At 68.2% G+C, this 13,311-nt stretch carries 12 protein-coding genes; 4 read left to right on the top strand and 8 right to left on the bottom strand.

Going from position 1 to position 13,311, the window contains the following annotated elements; translation table 11 throughout:
• Positions 1–73 precede the first annotated feature (73 nt).
• Positions 74–358: a hypothetical protein gene (locus ACTIE5_RS02850; RefSeq protein ID WP_439548178.1), complete on the top strand. Its 285-nt coding sequence runs from the start codon at positions 74–76 to the stop codon at positions 356–358.
• Here the strand turns inward: ACTIE5_RS02850 and ACTIE5_RS02845 are convergent.
• Genes ACTIE5_RS02845 through ACTIE5_RS02835 form a run of 3 tightly spaced genes read right to left on the bottom strand, consistent with a single transcriptional unit; the run spans position 355 to position 3,430 of the window.
• Positions 355–1,227, bottom strand: coding sequence for a polysaccharide deacetylase family protein (locus tag ACTIE5_RS02845; RefSeq protein ID WP_439548177.1), 873 nt, complete (start codon positions 1,225–1,227; stop codon positions 355–357). The genes ACTIE5_RS02850 and ACTIE5_RS02845 overlap by 4 nt on opposite strands.
• Positions 1,224–2,198: a polysaccharide deacetylase family protein gene (locus ACTIE5_RS02840; protein ID WP_439548176.1), complete on the bottom strand. Its 975-nt coding sequence runs from the start codon at positions 2,196–2,198 to the stop codon at positions 1,224–1,226. Before ACTIE5_RS02840 ends, ACTIE5_RS02845 begins: the two co-directional genes overlap by 4 nt.
• Positions 2,195–3,430 (bottom strand): amidohydrolase family protein, encoded by a 1,236-nt coding sequence (locus tag ACTIE5_RS02835; RefSeq protein ID WP_439548175.1) that lies wholly within the window; start codon positions 3,428–3,430, stop codon positions 2,195–2,197. The genes ACTIE5_RS02840 and ACTIE5_RS02835 overlap by 4 nt, the downstream gene beginning before the upstream one ends.
• 79 nt (positions 3,431–3,509) lie before the next feature.
• Here ACTIE5_RS02835 and ACTIE5_RS02830 point away from each other — a divergent pair, with 79 nt between their 5' ends.
• Positions 3,510–3,788, top strand: coding sequence for a cupin domain-containing protein (locus ACTIE5_RS02830; protein WP_439548174.1), 279 nt, complete (start codon positions 3,510–3,512; stop codon positions 3,786–3,788).
• Between the two features lie 155 nt (positions 3,789–3,943).
• Here ACTIE5_RS02830 and ACTIE5_RS02825 read toward each other — a convergent pair whose 3' ends face one another.
• The gene (locus ACTIE5_RS02825) at positions 3,944–4,966 is read right to left on the bottom strand and encodes a hypothetical protein (RefSeq protein ID WP_439548173.1); all 1,023 of its coding nucleotides are present in this window, start codon (positions 4,964–4,966) and stop codon (positions 3,944–3,946) included.
• Positions 4,967–5,356: 390 nt separating this feature from the next.
• Between ACTIE5_RS02825 and ACTIE5_RS02820 the strand changes: the two genes are divergently transcribed.
• Complete coding sequence (locus tag ACTIE5_RS02820) at positions 5,357–6,322, top strand: IS481 family transposase (RefSeq protein ID WP_439548172.1); 966 nt, start codon at positions 5,357–5,359, stop codon at positions 6,320–6,322.
• On the opposite strand, the gene ACTIE5_RS02815 is transcribed toward ACTIE5_RS02820, so the two are convergent.
• From ACTIE5_RS02815 to ACTIE5_RS02800, 4 genes are all read right to left on the bottom strand, one after another.
• Positions 6,319–7,881 (bottom strand): acyl-CoA synthetase, encoded by a 1,563-nt coding sequence (locus ACTIE5_RS02815; protein ID WP_439548171.1) that lies wholly within the window; start codon positions 7,879–7,881, stop codon positions 6,319–6,321. The two genes, ACTIE5_RS02820 and ACTIE5_RS02815, sit on opposite strands and share 4 nt — an antisense overlap.
• Before the next feature lie 39 nt (positions 7,882–7,920).
• Positions 7,921–9,549, bottom strand: a complete 1,629-nt coding sequence (locus tag ACTIE5_RS02810) for an FMN-binding glutamate synthase family protein (RefSeq protein ID WP_439548170.1) — start codon at positions 9,547–9,549, stop codon at positions 7,921–7,923.
• Positions 9,550–9,646: 97 nt separating this feature from the next.
• Positions 9,647–11,377, bottom strand: coding sequence for a thiamine pyrophosphate-binding protein (locus ACTIE5_RS02805; RefSeq protein WP_439548169.1), 1,731 nt, complete (start codon positions 11,375–11,377; stop codon positions 9,647–9,649).
• The gene (locus ACTIE5_RS02800; RefSeq protein ID WP_439548168.1) at positions 11,377–12,210 is read right to left on the bottom strand and encodes a hypothetical protein; all 834 of its coding nucleotides are present in this window, start codon (positions 12,208–12,210) and stop codon (positions 11,377–11,379) included. Before ACTIE5_RS02800 ends, ACTIE5_RS02805 begins: the two co-directional genes overlap by 1 nt.
• 97 nt (positions 12,211–12,307) lie before the next feature.
• Between ACTIE5_RS02800 and ACTIE5_RS02795 the strand changes: the two genes are divergently transcribed.
• Positions 12,308–13,309 carry a thiamine pyrophosphate-dependent dehydrogenase E1 component subunit alpha gene (locus tag ACTIE5_RS02795; protein ID WP_439548167.1) on the top strand — a complete coding sequence of 334 codons (1,002 nt, stop codon included), beginning with the start codon at positions 12,308–12,310 and terminating at the stop codon, positions 13,307–13,309.
• The last annotated feature ends 2 nt before the right edge of the window (positions 13,310–13,311 follow it).

Here is a 13,311-nt window from a genome sequence, read left to right as displayed (position 1 = left end):
GCGGTGCGCCGGCAAAGGGGTGTGATGCACGCCGCGCTTGACCGATGCGGGCGGGGTTTGCGATTCAGGAGCGGTGAAACCTACCATCTCCGTCGGCAGCGGCGATGAAGATACGCTCTGGGCGGTGATCGCCACCGCCGGGCGTCTCAGCCGTGTCGCCAATGTCTACCGGAACCGCAACGCGGCGCTGGAGGATCGTGCCTGGCGGGCGCAGCAGGTCTCGGCCTATGAGGATTTCCTGCGGCGCTCCGAACAGCCGGTGCCGCATTACAGCGTGGCGCCGATCCGCCGCGCCGACCTGCCGAAGAAATGGAGCCCCCTGCCCGCGCTGGGTTTCCTTCGCGGGCAGTTCATCTAGCACTCGGCCGCCAGCGCCCCCGCCGTCGTGATGGCGATGTCGTCGCGCGCCGCCAGCCATTCCAGCGACTCCGCCAGGTAGCGGATTCGGTGCGGCGCCCCCATCACCCATGGGTGGATGCCGATACCCAGCGCGCGGCCTCCGCGCGGCTCCGCCACCAGGCGATCCACCGCATCCCGCACCAGGCCCGGCCAGCGCAGCACGGGGACGCGGCGCAGCACCAGGGTCTGGACATCGTCCCATTCCCCGGGCGGCGGCATGGCGACCAGGCCGGAGGCGTGGCGGTAGGGTTCCTCGTCATTCGCCCAATCCAGGCCATAGGCGAAGCCGGCTTCCGCCAGCAGGCGCGTGGTGCGCGCGGTGGCGCCGTGATCCTGGCCGAGCCATCCGGTGGCGCCGGGCCAGATCGCCGCCAGGCCATCGCGCGCTTCCCGGATGGCGGCGCGTTCCTCGGCCTCGGTGAGGCGGGAGGTCGGCATGCGGCTGGCGGAGACGCCATGCGCCACGGGCTCGAACCCCCGGTCGCGGCAGGCTGACACCAGTTCCGGGTGGCGTTGCGCGGCCATCAGGTTGACGGCCACGCTGGCGGGCAGTTTCAGGCGGTCCAGCAGATCCAGGATGCGCCAGGCGCCGATGCGATTGCCGTAGTCGCGCAGCGTATAGGCGGTCCAGTCCGGGGAACCGCTGAAGAAGGCGCCGCGGAAGCGCGGGTCGCGGTGGCTGTCGGCCGGCGGCAAGATCTCCGTGTGCTCGATATGCAGCAGCAGGTAGACGGCCAGCTTTTGGCCACCGCGCCAGGCGCGTTCGTGCCGCCAGGGTTGGGCGGAGTAGTCGTGGATGTCGTGGTCCATGCCGGGCGGGATGGTCATCGCATTGCCGCGTCGTAGTGGTGTTGCAGGTACCAGTCCGCCATCTCCGCGCCCGTCGCGAACCACACGCCCTCATGCTTCCGCATATAGGCCAGGATCTTGTCCAGGTAGCCGATGCGGTGCGGCCGGCCCATGAGGTAGGGGTGCAGCGCGACGCACATCACGCGCGGCTGCGTCTCGCCCTCCGTGTAGAGCGTGTCGAACATGTCGATGGCCGTGCGCAGGAAGTCCTCGCCCTCATTGGCGGCGGCACCGATCATCACGGCGTCGTTGAGGTCCATCTGGTAGGGGATCGACATTAGCCTGCCCGACCGCACGCGCACCGGGGTCGGCTGGTCGTCATGGTAGAAGTCGGTGATGTAGGAAATCCCCGCTTCCGCCACGAGGTCCGGCGTCACCAGCGTGTTCGACGCGGCCGGGGAGAACCAGCCGCGCAACTGCCGCCCCGTCATCCGCCGCCAGGCATCCACGCTGGCCTGGATTTCCGCGCGCTCAGCGTCCTCGCTGAGGTTCCAGTGGTAGCGGGTATTGTAGAGGCCGTGGCTGAACACGTCCCAGTCCCGCTTCAGCATGCCGTCCAGCACCTGGGGAAACATCTCCCCCACGCTCATGGAGAAGCTGACACTGCCGCGGATGCCGTGATGGTCCAGCACTTCCATCATCCGCCAGACGCCGGCGCGGTTGCCGTAGTCCTTCAGCGAATAGGACAGCACGTCGGGATGCGGCGTGCGCGGCCAGGGGTCGCGCGGGCTTCCCACCTGCGCGGGCATGAATTCGTAATGCTCGATGTTCGGACAGACCCAGACCGCGAGCCTCGCGCCCCCCGGCCAGGTGAGCCTGGGGCGGAGGGGCAGCGGGGCGTGCGGGAAGCGGGCCTCCGGATCGATCATCCCCAGTGGGCCGGTCTGGCCGAAGGCGCCGCGCCCTTGCGCGGCGGTCGAGGTCGGACCAGCCCACGGTTTCTCAGTCATGCCGCAAGGGCATCCTTGATGAAGCGGCCATCCTGCATGATGACGGAAAGGTTCTTCCCCTGCCCCGTCAGCAGCGAGAGATCGGCCAGCGGATCGCCCTCCACCACGACCAGATCGGCGAAGGCGCCCGGCGCGATGGTGCCGATCTTCCCTTCCATGCGCAGCAGCTTCGCGGCGTGGACGGTGGTGGATCGGATGACCTCCATCGCCGGCAGCACGCGCCCGCGGATGACGAATTCCTCCGACTGATGGCGATGCATCTCGCCCAGCAGGTCGGTGCCGAAGGCCATGGTGAGGCCCGCGCGCTGCATCTTCTCCAGGCTCTCCAGCCCCGCCAGGCGGACCGTGTCGATCTTGGCGACGCTCTCGGCGCCAAGGCCGAGCGATGCGCCCTCGATCTTCAGGTATTCGTAGGTGACGAGGGTCGGGCAGGCGATGGCGCCGGCATCGGCGGCCTTCCTGGCCGTCTTCTCCTCGATCAGATTGCAATGTTCCAGCGACAGGACCCCGCATTCCACGGCGCGGTCGATCGCCTGGTCGGTGTAGAGGTGCGCTGCGACATAGGTCTGCGCCATATCCGCCTCCTCCACCGCCGCGCGGATCTCATCCTTCGAGTAGCCGAGGAAGGCGATGGGGTCGGTCGGCGAGGCGACGCCACCATTGGCCATGATCTTGATGTAGTCGGCGCCGGCCTTGATCTCCTCCCGGCACGCCCGACGCACCGCATCCACGCCATCGGCGATCCGGCCCAGGCAGCCGAGGCGTGCTTCCAGATACGCCATGTCCCGGCTGTCATACCGCCCGCGGCCATCGCTGTGCCCGCCAGTGGCGGACAGCGCCTTGCCACAGATCACCATGCGCGGCGCGTCGAAATGCATCTCGTCCCGCGCCTGGCGCAGGCCCTGGGTGGCGCCGCCGAGGTCGCGGATGGTGGTGAAGCCGCGCATCAGCATGGCGTTCATGATCTTGGAGGCCCGGAAGGCGACGACCGCATCCGGCAGCAGCGCGTGGCGCGCCAGGTTCACCTCGCTCGCGATCACATGCACATGGGCGTCGATCAGCCCCGGCATCAGCGTGCGGCCCTTGAGGTCGATCACCCGGGCGGTGCTGCTGGCGATGGGCTTGTCGGACACCTCCCGGATCGTACCGCCCTCGACCAGGACATGCCCCTCGATCCCGCCATCGACTCGGCCATCCAGGATGCGGGCATTGGTGAAGACGGTGGCGGACATGATAGACCCTCGGGCGTTGACGGCGCGGAGGCTAGACCGGAATGCGCCGCCCAGACCACCCCCGGGAGCACGCCGAACCATGGACCGAACCGCCTTCGAGACCGCGCTGGCGCGGGATGGCTACACGGAAACGGTGGAGCGGACGCTGCCGCCGGATGAGGCGACGCCGGACCACACCCACCCCTTCGACGCGCGCCTGCTGATCCTGTCCGGCAACCTCACCTACGGCACCGGCGATACCCGCCAGACCTACCAGGCGGGGGAAAGCTTCGAGGTCACGCGCGGCACACTGCATGCGGAAATCGCGGGACCGGAGGGGGCTTCCTACCTGGCAGGGCGGCGGCGTCACGGAAGGTAGTCGGCGCCATGGCGCGCCGAAGTCGAGCATGGCGAGCCTTCCGGCAGCTCAGTGCCCGGTTCATCAGCAGACACTCCGTTGGTCACCGTGGCCGATGAGAGCACGAAGGTCTGGCCTGCGGGATGGATTGCCTGTCGCCCAGAACGGCGTCGCCCTCACGCCGCGTCCTGTATGGCCCGGTTGATGATCTCTGCAACATCATCGTCAGTGATCATGGACCTGGCGACGACGGCGATTGCCTCGCTCGCGGCCATCTCGACGATCATCTCCGCCGTCGACCGACTCGTCTGCTGGAAGCCCGCGCGCATGTCTTTCCCGACCGCGTCTGCCACGCTGTCGGCGAGCTTGCCGGGGAAGCGGTAGGCCTCTGCCGACAGCCACGCCACGAGGATTGGCAGCAGGATCCAGGCGACAGTCGCTGCCGTGGACAGGCCAAGCTTTACTGCCAGGAGCTTGACGAAGGCGCCGAGAAACGAACCGATTACGACAGCCTTCAGTTTGGTTGCGATCGCGGCCTTGAGGGCCGTGCTGGACAATATCTTGATGATGATTGGCTTCAGACTCGTTGCAAGCGTATGCACCATGACAGCCGCCAGCTTCGCGCCGACCGGGGTTGCCACAGCCGAACCTACCGTCTTCCCAAGCCCAGCCTTGATCGAGCCTATCGCGGTTGAGTCGATGTGTTGCGCCAACACGGTCTTGAGCTTTCCCGTCAGCGCAGTCGTCACCTGACGACGCATATGGGCAGGGACCCCGCCTTGATACGCATCGATAACGGCGGAAGACAGACCCTCGACGAACACCTCGCTTCGCAACACAAAGGGCACCAGAGCGTCAGATATCTTGTCGGAGGCAGATGCCAGTTCGGCCGCAAAAACGTCAGCGACCTTCGCCGCGGTGCCTTCGGACAGGATGGAGTCCAGCTTGCGGCCCTCGAAGTCCCTTTTCAGGACGAAGGCCGTCAGGGCCCTGACGTATCGCAGATCGGGAGGACGAGGCGCGAAAACCTCCAGCATGTCGCCGGATTCGCCACGCGACACGATGGTCAGACAAGTCAGGCGCTCCTGTGCCGCAATATAGCTGCGTATCGCCTCTTCGACGCCGGGAATGAGCGTGTCTTCGCGGCCGGCGATGATCATCGCAACTGCGTCCACGGCTGATTTACGCATGTCGTCCATCAAGCCGATCCTTCCACTTTGCTTCCGGCGGGCTGGTGGCGCGGCGTGTGGCCGCCGAGCGTGTGGCAATACAAGCAGACCGAACGGGGGATGAGGGGTGGCTAGGCAGCCCAAAATTGACGGGAGCGGCTGACACCGCCGCTGATGCAGTAAAGTAAACACCTGGTTGCGCATCTGAAACCAAATAGCCAACGATAATCGCACTGGCAAATAGATTCTGAACGAGTGGGGTTACGAAGTCCCGGTGGCGCGGATGCAGGTACGACAGAGCAGAGCGCCGTCACTTGCGCGCAACTTCAGGCGGGCCGATCGCGGGAAGCGACGCTGCCACCCTAGGTGTGCAGTCCCGGAGTGTGGTGGTGCGTTCCCCCGTGACCAGGAGGACGCCCTATGGCAGCAGGTCTTCACGGCTCAGCCCGAACGACGCCGCGAGTTCGAGCCGAACTCCAAGCGTCGCAAGCGTCGACCCGCGCCCTCGCCGCCCAGTACGGCTTGAACCCCAAAACCGTAGCCAAGTGGCGCGCCCGGCGGACCACCGCCGACGCACCGATGGGGCCACGCCAGCCCCGCAGCACCACCCTGACCGAGGCCGAGGAAGCAATCATCGTCGAGTTCCGGCGCCGTACCCTGCTGCCGCTCGATGACGTCATGGGCTGCCTGCGGGATACGATCCCGAAGCTCAGCCGCAGCGCGCTCCACCGCTGCCTGGAGCGTCACAGCATATCCCGTTTGCCCCAAAACGAAGAGGCGACCTCAAAGCGTAAGCGCTTCGCCGAAACCACCATCGGCTACGTCCATATCGACATCTGCGAGCTGCGCCTGGCCGAGGGTAAGCTCTTCATGTTCCTCGCCATCGACCGGGTGTCCAAGTTCACCCACGTCGCTTTCCTGCCGGCCGCAACCAAGCTGAACGGTGCCGCCTTTCTCCGCGAGGTCGTGGCCACCTTCCCCTATGCCATCCACACCGTGCTGACCGACAACGGCATGGCCTTCGCCGACCTGCCAAAATACCGCGATGGCCCCACCGCCCAGTGGATGGGCCACATCTTCGACCGTGTCTGCGGCGAGCACGGCATCAAGCACAAGCTCACCAAACCCTATCATCCCTGGACCAACGGCCAGGCCGAACGGATGAACCGCACCGTCAAGGAGGCCACCATCAAGGCCTTCCACTATCCTGACCTTGAGGCCCTCAAGGCCCACGTCCTGGCCTTCGTCCAAGCCTATAATTTCGGCAAGCATCTCAAGGCACTGCGATGGCAAACACCCTTCCAGGCCATCTGCGAGGCCTGGACCAAGGATCCATCAAGCTTCAAAATCAACCCGCACCATCTCATCCCGGGACCACACACCTAGAAGCCGACCCCCTCCGCCTCCAGCCGTGCCTTCACCAGCGTCTTCGGCACCTTGCCGTAGCCTGACTTGGGCAGCGCATCCCAGACCACGACGCGCAGCGGTTGCTTGTAGCGGGCGATGCGGTCGCGGAGGTGATCCAGCACCGCGGCCTCATCCACCGTCATGCCGGGGCGCGGCACCACGCAGGCGATGCCCCCCTCCCCCCACCGCGGATGCGGCATGCCCACCATCGCGCATTCCGCGACCGCGGGATGGGTCAGGATCGCCTCCTCTGCCTCCCGCGGATAGACGTTCGACCCGCCGGAGATGAACATGTCGGACGCCCGGCCGGTGATGAACAGGAAGCCCCGCGCATCCATCCGGCCGAGGTCCCCGGTGTGGAACCAGCCGCGGGCGAAGGCCTTCGCATTGGCCTCCGCATTCTCGAAATAGCCGGCGAAGACGGCGGGGCCGCGGACGCAGATCTCCCCGATCGCATCAGGCGGCAGGCGCGTGCCGTCCTCGCCGAGGATCGCGACCTCCATCCCCGTGCGGGGCGCGCCGCAACTGCCGGCATTTTCCGGCACGTGCTGGTCGGGGCGAAGGACGGTGATGTTGCCCGTGACCTCGCCCAGGCCGAAATACTGCACCAGGCAGGGGCCGAGCTTCGCCAGTGCCTCCGCCTGGTCGGCGTCATACATCGGCGCGCCGGCATAGATGACGTGGCGCAGCGATGAATGGTCGTGCCGGTCCACCGCGGGGTCGCGCACCAGCGCGGTCAGGATGGTGGGGACGGTGAACATGTTGGAGACGCGGTGCGCCTCCACCAGCGCCCAGGCCTCCGCCGGGTCGAATTTCTCCCCCGCCAGCAGCACCGAACGGGCGCCGCGCGCGACCTGCGCGAGGGCATGGATGCCGGCACCATGCGACAGCGGCGCCACCACCAGCGACGCATCGCCTTCGGTCGTGCCAGGCATCAGATCGGCCAGGTGGTTGGTGACGACGAAGGCCATCTGCCCATGCGTCAGCACCGCCGCCTTGGGCCGGCCCGTGGTGCCGGAGGTGTAGAAGAACCAGCAGGGATCGTCGTAGGCAACCGTGGTTTCATGATCCGGCGGCGGCGCCTCGGCAGCCGCCAGCAGCCTCCCATAATCCTGCTCCCCCTCCCCGGCATCCCCCACGGCGATGACGGTGCGGAGGTGGGAAGACGCTACCCGCACCGCCGCCGCATGGCCCGCGAAGCCGGTATCGCGGATCATCACCACGGCGCGGGATGAGGTGGCGAGGTAGGTGACCTCCGCCGGCGTCAGCCGGAAATTCGTCGGCACCCAGACGGCGCCGGCCTTGAAGCAGGCCCACATCGTCTCGAACATCGCGTTGGTGTTGCGGGAATGGACCAGCACGCGATCCCCCTTCCCCACGCCGAGGCCGCGCAGCGCCGCCGCCAGCCGGTCCACCCGGGCATCCAGTTCTGCGTAGGTCCAGGCGCGCTCACCCCAGGCGAGGGCCAGGGATCGCGGCAGGCGCCGCGCCGTCTGCGTCAGCAGCCGCCCGAGATTGGCGGCATTCGCCTGGCCCACGCTGTCCTCCCGCATCCTTCTACGGGGCGGAAGCCTACATCACGCCATGGCCCTTGCCAGCCTGCGGGGCGCGAAGCTGGCCGCATCCGCCATGGCCCAGGCATCGCGAAAGCGCGCATCATCGCAGCCCCGCAGCAGGGCGCCATCCTCCAGCCGGGGGAACAATTCGGCGAAGCTGCGCACATCCTGGCCGGAGACGCGGCGCATGAAGTGTTCGGGGCGAAGTTGCGATGGATGCTCCAGCCCCGCCGCCGCCACCAGATCGCCCAGCGCCTCCAGCGTCGCGGCCTGGAACTGGCGCACGCGCGTGGCCTTGTCCGGCACCAGCAGGGCGCGGCTGCGCGTCGGGTCCTGCGTGGCGACGCCGGTCGGGCAGCGATCGGTGTGGCAGGAGAGCGACTGGATGCAGCCCAGCGCGAACATGAAGCCCCGCGCCGAATTGCACCAATCCGCGCCCAGCGCCATGGCGCGCGCCATATCGAAGCCGCTGGCGATCTTGCCGCTGGCACCGATCTTTACGCGGTCTCGCAGCCCCACGCCGATCAACGCGTTGTGGACGAAGTCCAGCCCCTCCCGCATCGGCATCCCGATATGGTCCATGAATTCGAGGGGCGCTGCCCCGGTCCCACCCTCCGCCCCATCCACCACGATGAAGTCGGGCGTGATGCCGGTCTCCAGCATGGCCTTGCAGATCGCGAGGAATTCCCAGCGATGCCCGATGCAGAGCTTGAAGCCCGCGGGCTTGCCGCCGGACAGGCGCCGCATCTCCGCGATGAAACGCATCATCTCGATCGGGGTCGAGAAGGCGGAATGGCTTGGGGGGGAGACGCAATCCGTGCCCATCGGCACGCCGCGGGTCAGCGCGATCTCCGCCGTGACCTTGGCACCCGGCAGCACGCCGCCATGGCCGGGCTTGGCGCCCTGGCTCAGCTTCAGTTCCACCATCCGCACCTGGTCGCTGGCGGCGACCTTGGCGAAGAGTTCGGGCGAGAAGCTGCCATCGGCGTTCCGGGCGCTGAAATAGCCCGACCCGATCTCCCAGATCAGGTCGCCGCCATGCTCCCTGTGGTGCGGGCTGAGGCCGCCCTCCCCTGTGTCATGCGCAAAACCGCCATCCTTCGCCCCCTTGTTCAGCGCCTTGATGGCGTTGGCGGACAGCGATCCGAAGGACATGGCGGAGATGTTGAGCAGCGAGGTCGCATAAGGTTGAGCGCAATCCGGCCCGCCGATGACGATCCGTGGCGAGTGATGCGCCGGCGGCTTCGCGGCCATGGAATGCTGCAGCCATTCGAAGCCGTCCTTGTACACGTCGTACTGGGTGCCGAAGGGACGCTTGTCCAGCTGCATCTTGGCGCGCTGATAGACCACCGCGCGCTTGTCGCGGCTGAAGGGGGTGCCGTGCTTCTCATCCTCGAAGAAATACTGGCGCATCTCCGGCCGGATGCTTTCCAGGATGAAGCGGAGATGCGCGGCGATGGGGTAGTTGCGCAGCACGGCATGGGTGGGATGGAACAGGTCCCGCAGCCCCAGCGCCGAAAGCCCGCCCGTGACGGCCAGCGCCACCAGGGGCCAGAAGCCCGGCCAGGCCAGCAGAGACAACGCCGACAAGGCCGCGCCCCCCAGCGCCAGGGCCAGGGGGATGAAGCGGGCATGGGGCAGGCGGGGCATGGGCGCGTCCTCGAATCGCCCCATCCTATTCGCGAACCGCAACACAAGTGTTACGGCCGCGGTGACATCATGCGGGCCCGAATCAGACCGGCCCGCGTCAGACTGGCCGGTCGCCCTTCTCCACCTTCAGCGTCCGGTTATCCGCCGCCGGCAGCATCTTGGCGGGATCGCGCGTCACGACGATGTCCAGCACCGTCGGCGTGTCCGTGTTCTCCAGCCCCGCCCGGATGGCGTTGCCGAGCTTTTCGGGGTCCTCCACGCGAATGCCCTGGCAGCCCATGGCGTTGGCGATGTTCGCATAGTTCATCTCCACCAGGTCGGAGGATTGATAGTTGCCATGCCCGAACACGGCATGCTGCAGCGCCTTCACATAGCCGCTGGCCGCGTTGTTGAAGATGCAGGCGACAATGGGCGCGCCGACGCGCCGCGCCGTCTCCAGGTCGCCCATCGACATGTTGAAGCCGCCATCGCCCGTCAGCGATACCACGCGGCGCTTCTTGCCCACGCCAATCTGCGCCCCGATGCCGCCGGGAACGCCGTAGCCGATGGAGGCGAAGCCGCGATCCGCGACGAAGCCCCTGCCCGCCCGCTTGGTGTCGAACAGCAGCCCACCCCAATGCCCGGCGAAGCCGCCATCCGCGACCAGCACCGCATCCTCCGGCAGGATCTTGTTCAGTTCGCCCATCAGGCGCCCGACATTGATCGGGCTTTCCACCGATTCCAGCCGGTCCTTGGCACTCTCCAGCCAGGCGGCCATGCGCCGCGGCACTTCCGCGCACCATTCGGCGCGGCCACCCTTCCGCGGGCCGAGTTCGGCCAGCAGATCCTCCAGCCCGCAGCGCGCATCGCCGACCAGCGCCACATCCTGCCGCGTGGTCCGCCCGATCTCCTCCGCCACCACATCCAGGTGGATCAGCGGCACGCCCGCCGGCATCAGCGTGAAGCGCTTGGTCGCGATCTCGCCCAGCTTGCAGCCCACCACCAGCAGGCAGTCGCTCATCCCGATCAAATCATTGGCGATGCGCGAATAGCGGCCGAACACACCGGCGGAGAGCTCATGGTTGCACCCGATCGCGCCCTTGCCGGACATGGTGTGCGCCACCGGGATGCCCTGTGCCTCCGCCAGCGCCAGCAGCGCCTCGGAGGCCTCGCTGATATGCACGCCGCCGCCGGCCAGGATCAGCGGGCGTTCGGCCTTGGCGATCAGCGCCGCGGCGCGCGCCAGGTCGTCCCGCGCCGGCCGCGAACGCCGCGCCTGCGCCTTCAGCGTGCCGGGATCGATCCAGAAATCGCCGGCGTCGAAATCATGCTCGCCATGGGCCACGTCCTCCGGCACCGAGAGCAGCACCGGCCCCGGCCGCCCGCTGGTCGCCACCGCATAGGCGCGGCGCAGGTGTTCCGGGATTCGGGAGATGACCTCGACGCGGATCGCCTCCTTCACCAGGGGGCGCAGCACGTCGAACTGCCGCGCCTCCTGCGTCATGTTCTTCCAGGCGTGCTGGCGGTTGGCGTCGCCGACGATGGCGACCATCGGCATGCCCGCGTTGAAGGCCTCCGCCAGGCCCGTCGCCAGGTTCGTCGCCCCCGGGCCGAGCGTGCCATCCACAAGGCCGGGACGGTTCGTGACGCGCGCATAGGCATCCGCCGCGAAGGCGCCGCAGCGCTCATCGTTGATGAGGTAGTGCTGCACCTTCAACACCCGGCACGCCTCGTAGAATGGCAGCAGCTGGAAGCCGCCCATGCCGAACATCGGGCCGCTGTCATGCAGCTTCAGCATTTCCGCGAGTGCGGCGCCGCCGGACATCCGGCGCGTGGCGTTGGCAGTCATCAGGCGTGCTCCAGCATGGCGGCGACGAAGTCGCGCGCGGATTGTCCTGGCGCGCCACCCCGTGCGGCGGCCAGCGGATTGATGGCGGAGATGATCCCATCCCGCCAGGTGCTCATCCCGTCCCCGATCAGGGCGGTGTTGCAATCGACCGTGGCGCCCGCGATGCCGCGCGCCTGCAGGGCCGGCAGGCGGGAGATGCCGGCATCATCGATCCCGATCCCCGCATCATTGTAGAGCGCGGCGAGGACCGCGGCCTTCACCGCCGTCTCCGGCCGCCCGCCCAGAAGCCCGCCATGCGATCCCGTGACGACGATGTGGCCGGCATCCCCGGGCCCGACCAGTCCGTTCGAATCGAGGGCGAAGACGCGGACGCCGCCGCTTCCCGGCAGTTCGTACCGCGCCTCCCCCATCGCCCCGACATCGGGCGCCGCCGGCAGCGCCGCCGCTTCCAGCCGCGCCATCGCCTCCGCGCATCCCATGCCCGGCGCCAGGCCCAGCGCGGCGGCGGGCGCGTTGACGAAACTCAGCACGCCGCGGGCCATCATGTCCGCGCCATCTCCGATGCGCGCCGTGCGGAAGCCGACCGTCGCACCGGGCACGCCTTGCCCCGCCAGCCAGTCCAGCCCGCCGATCCCCGCGGCGTCCCGCCCGATTCCGGCATCATGCAGCATCACGGCGGAAACGCCCGCGCGCGCCGCATACCAGGCGGCATAGACGCCCCCATGGCTGGCGCAGCAGGCCGCGCGACCGCGCGCGGCGGATGACAAATGCGTAACGCTATCCAGGACCAGCGTGGCGCCGTCCATCTTCCCCCCGAGCCGGGTGTTTGCCACCCCGGCTTGATTCCTTCGCCCGCTCAAGCATCCTCCGCAAGCCCCCCGCATCGCGGCGGGGGGCCAAGGCAGACGGTTGGGGAAACGGGACCGGACCATGAACATAGGCCCAATCATCGATGGGGGCGACAACCGCGCGCGCCTCATCGCGCTCTACGGCACCATGTGCCGCATCCGGGCCTTCGAGGAGACGGCGCTCGCCGCCCACAAGGCGGGCGAGATCCCCGGGCCGCTGCATGTCTCGATCGGGCAGGAAGGCGTGGCCGCCGGGGTCTGCGGCAATCTCCGCCGCGATGACCGCATCACATCCAACCACCGCGGCCACGGCCATGCGCTGGCCAAGGGCGCCGGCGTCTCCGGCATGATGGAGGAATTGTTCGGCCGTGCCGGCGGGCATTGCCGGGGCAAGGGCGGATCGATGCACATCGCCGATTTCAGCGTCGGCATGCTGGGCGCGAATGGCGTGGTGGCGGGCGGCATCCCCATCGCGGTCGGCGCGGCGCAGGGCATCAAGCTGCTGGGGCAGGACAGCATCGTCGCCTGCTTCTTCGGCGACGGCGCCATCAACCGCGGCCCCTTCCTGGAAGGGCTGAACTGGGCCGTGCTCTACCGGCTGCCCGTCCTTTTCGTGTGTGAGGACAATGGAGTCGCCGCCTTCACCGCCACCGCCTCCGTCACCGCCGGCCCCGGCGTGGCGGCACGGGCGCAGGCGCTGGGCGTGCCCTGCACAAGCATCGATGGCAACGATGCCGCGGCAGTGGACGATGCCGCCGCGCGGCTGGTGGCCGAGATCCGAGGCGGCTCCGGCCCCCGCCTGCTGCACGCCACCACCTACCGCATCACCGGCCACACCAGCAGCGACCCCGCCGCCTGGCGCGACCCCGCCGCCGTCGCCGCGGCGAAGGAAGCCGAGCCCATCGGCCGCCTCCGCGCCCGCCTGCTGGCGGAAGGCGTGCCAGGCGCGATGCTGGACGGCATCCAGGGGGAGGCGCGGGCCGAGATGACCCATGCGCGGGAGGATGCGCTTTCCGCCCCCTGGCCCGATCCGGCCATCGCCTGGGAAGACGTGCAGGATAGCGGCGCGGTGGAGGCGCATTGATC

Origin of the sequence: Falsiroseomonas sp. (genome assembly GCF_051859025.1) — a bacterium.
Classification (GTDB): domain Bacteria; phylum Pseudomonadota; class Alphaproteobacteria; order Acetobacterales; family Acetobacteraceae; genus Falsiroseomonas.
The sequence above is the reverse complement of the archived record's forward strand: the minus strand, read 5'-3'. Positions and strand labels throughout refer to the sequence as shown.

What these genes read in the sequence shown, in the direction of transcription:
- ACTIE5_RS02820 (WP_439548172.1), top strand. Translation starts at nt 5,357, where the DNA reads ATGGCAGCAGGTCTTCACGGCTCAGCCCGAACGACGCCGCGAGTTCGA.
- ACTIE5_RS02795 (WP_439548167.1), top strand. Translation starts at nt 12,308, where the DNA reads ATGAACATAGGCCCAATCATCGATGGGGGCGACAACCGCGCGCGCCTC.
- ACTIE5_RS02825 (WP_439548173.1), bottom strand. Translation starts at nt 4,966, where the DNA reads ATGGACGACATGCGTAAATCAGCCGTGGACGCAGTTGCGATGATCATC.
- ACTIE5_RS02845 (WP_439548177.1), bottom strand. Translation starts at nt 1,227, where the DNA reads ATGACCATCCCGCCCGGCATGGACCACGACATCCACGACTACTCCGCC.
- ACTIE5_RS02805 (WP_439548169.1), bottom strand. Translation starts at nt 11,377, where the DNA reads ATGACTGCCAACGCCACGCGCCGGATGTCCGGCGGCGCCGCACTCGCG.
- ACTIE5_RS02835 (WP_439548175.1), bottom strand. Translation starts at nt 3,430, where the DNA reads ATGTCCGCCACCGTCTTCACCAATGCCCGCATCCTGGATGGCCGAGTC.
- ACTIE5_RS02810 (WP_439548170.1), bottom strand. Translation starts at nt 9,549, where the DNA reads ATGCCCCGCCTGCCCCATGCCCGCTTCATCCCCCTGGCCCTGGCGCTG.
- ACTIE5_RS02830 (WP_439548174.1), top strand. Translation starts at nt 3,510, where the DNA reads ATGGACCGAACCGCCTTCGAGACCGCGCTGGCGCGGGATGGCTACACG.
- ACTIE5_RS02840 (WP_439548176.1), bottom strand. Translation starts at nt 2,198, where the DNA reads ATGACTGAGAAACCGTGGGCTGGTCCGACCTCGACCGCCGCGCAAGGG.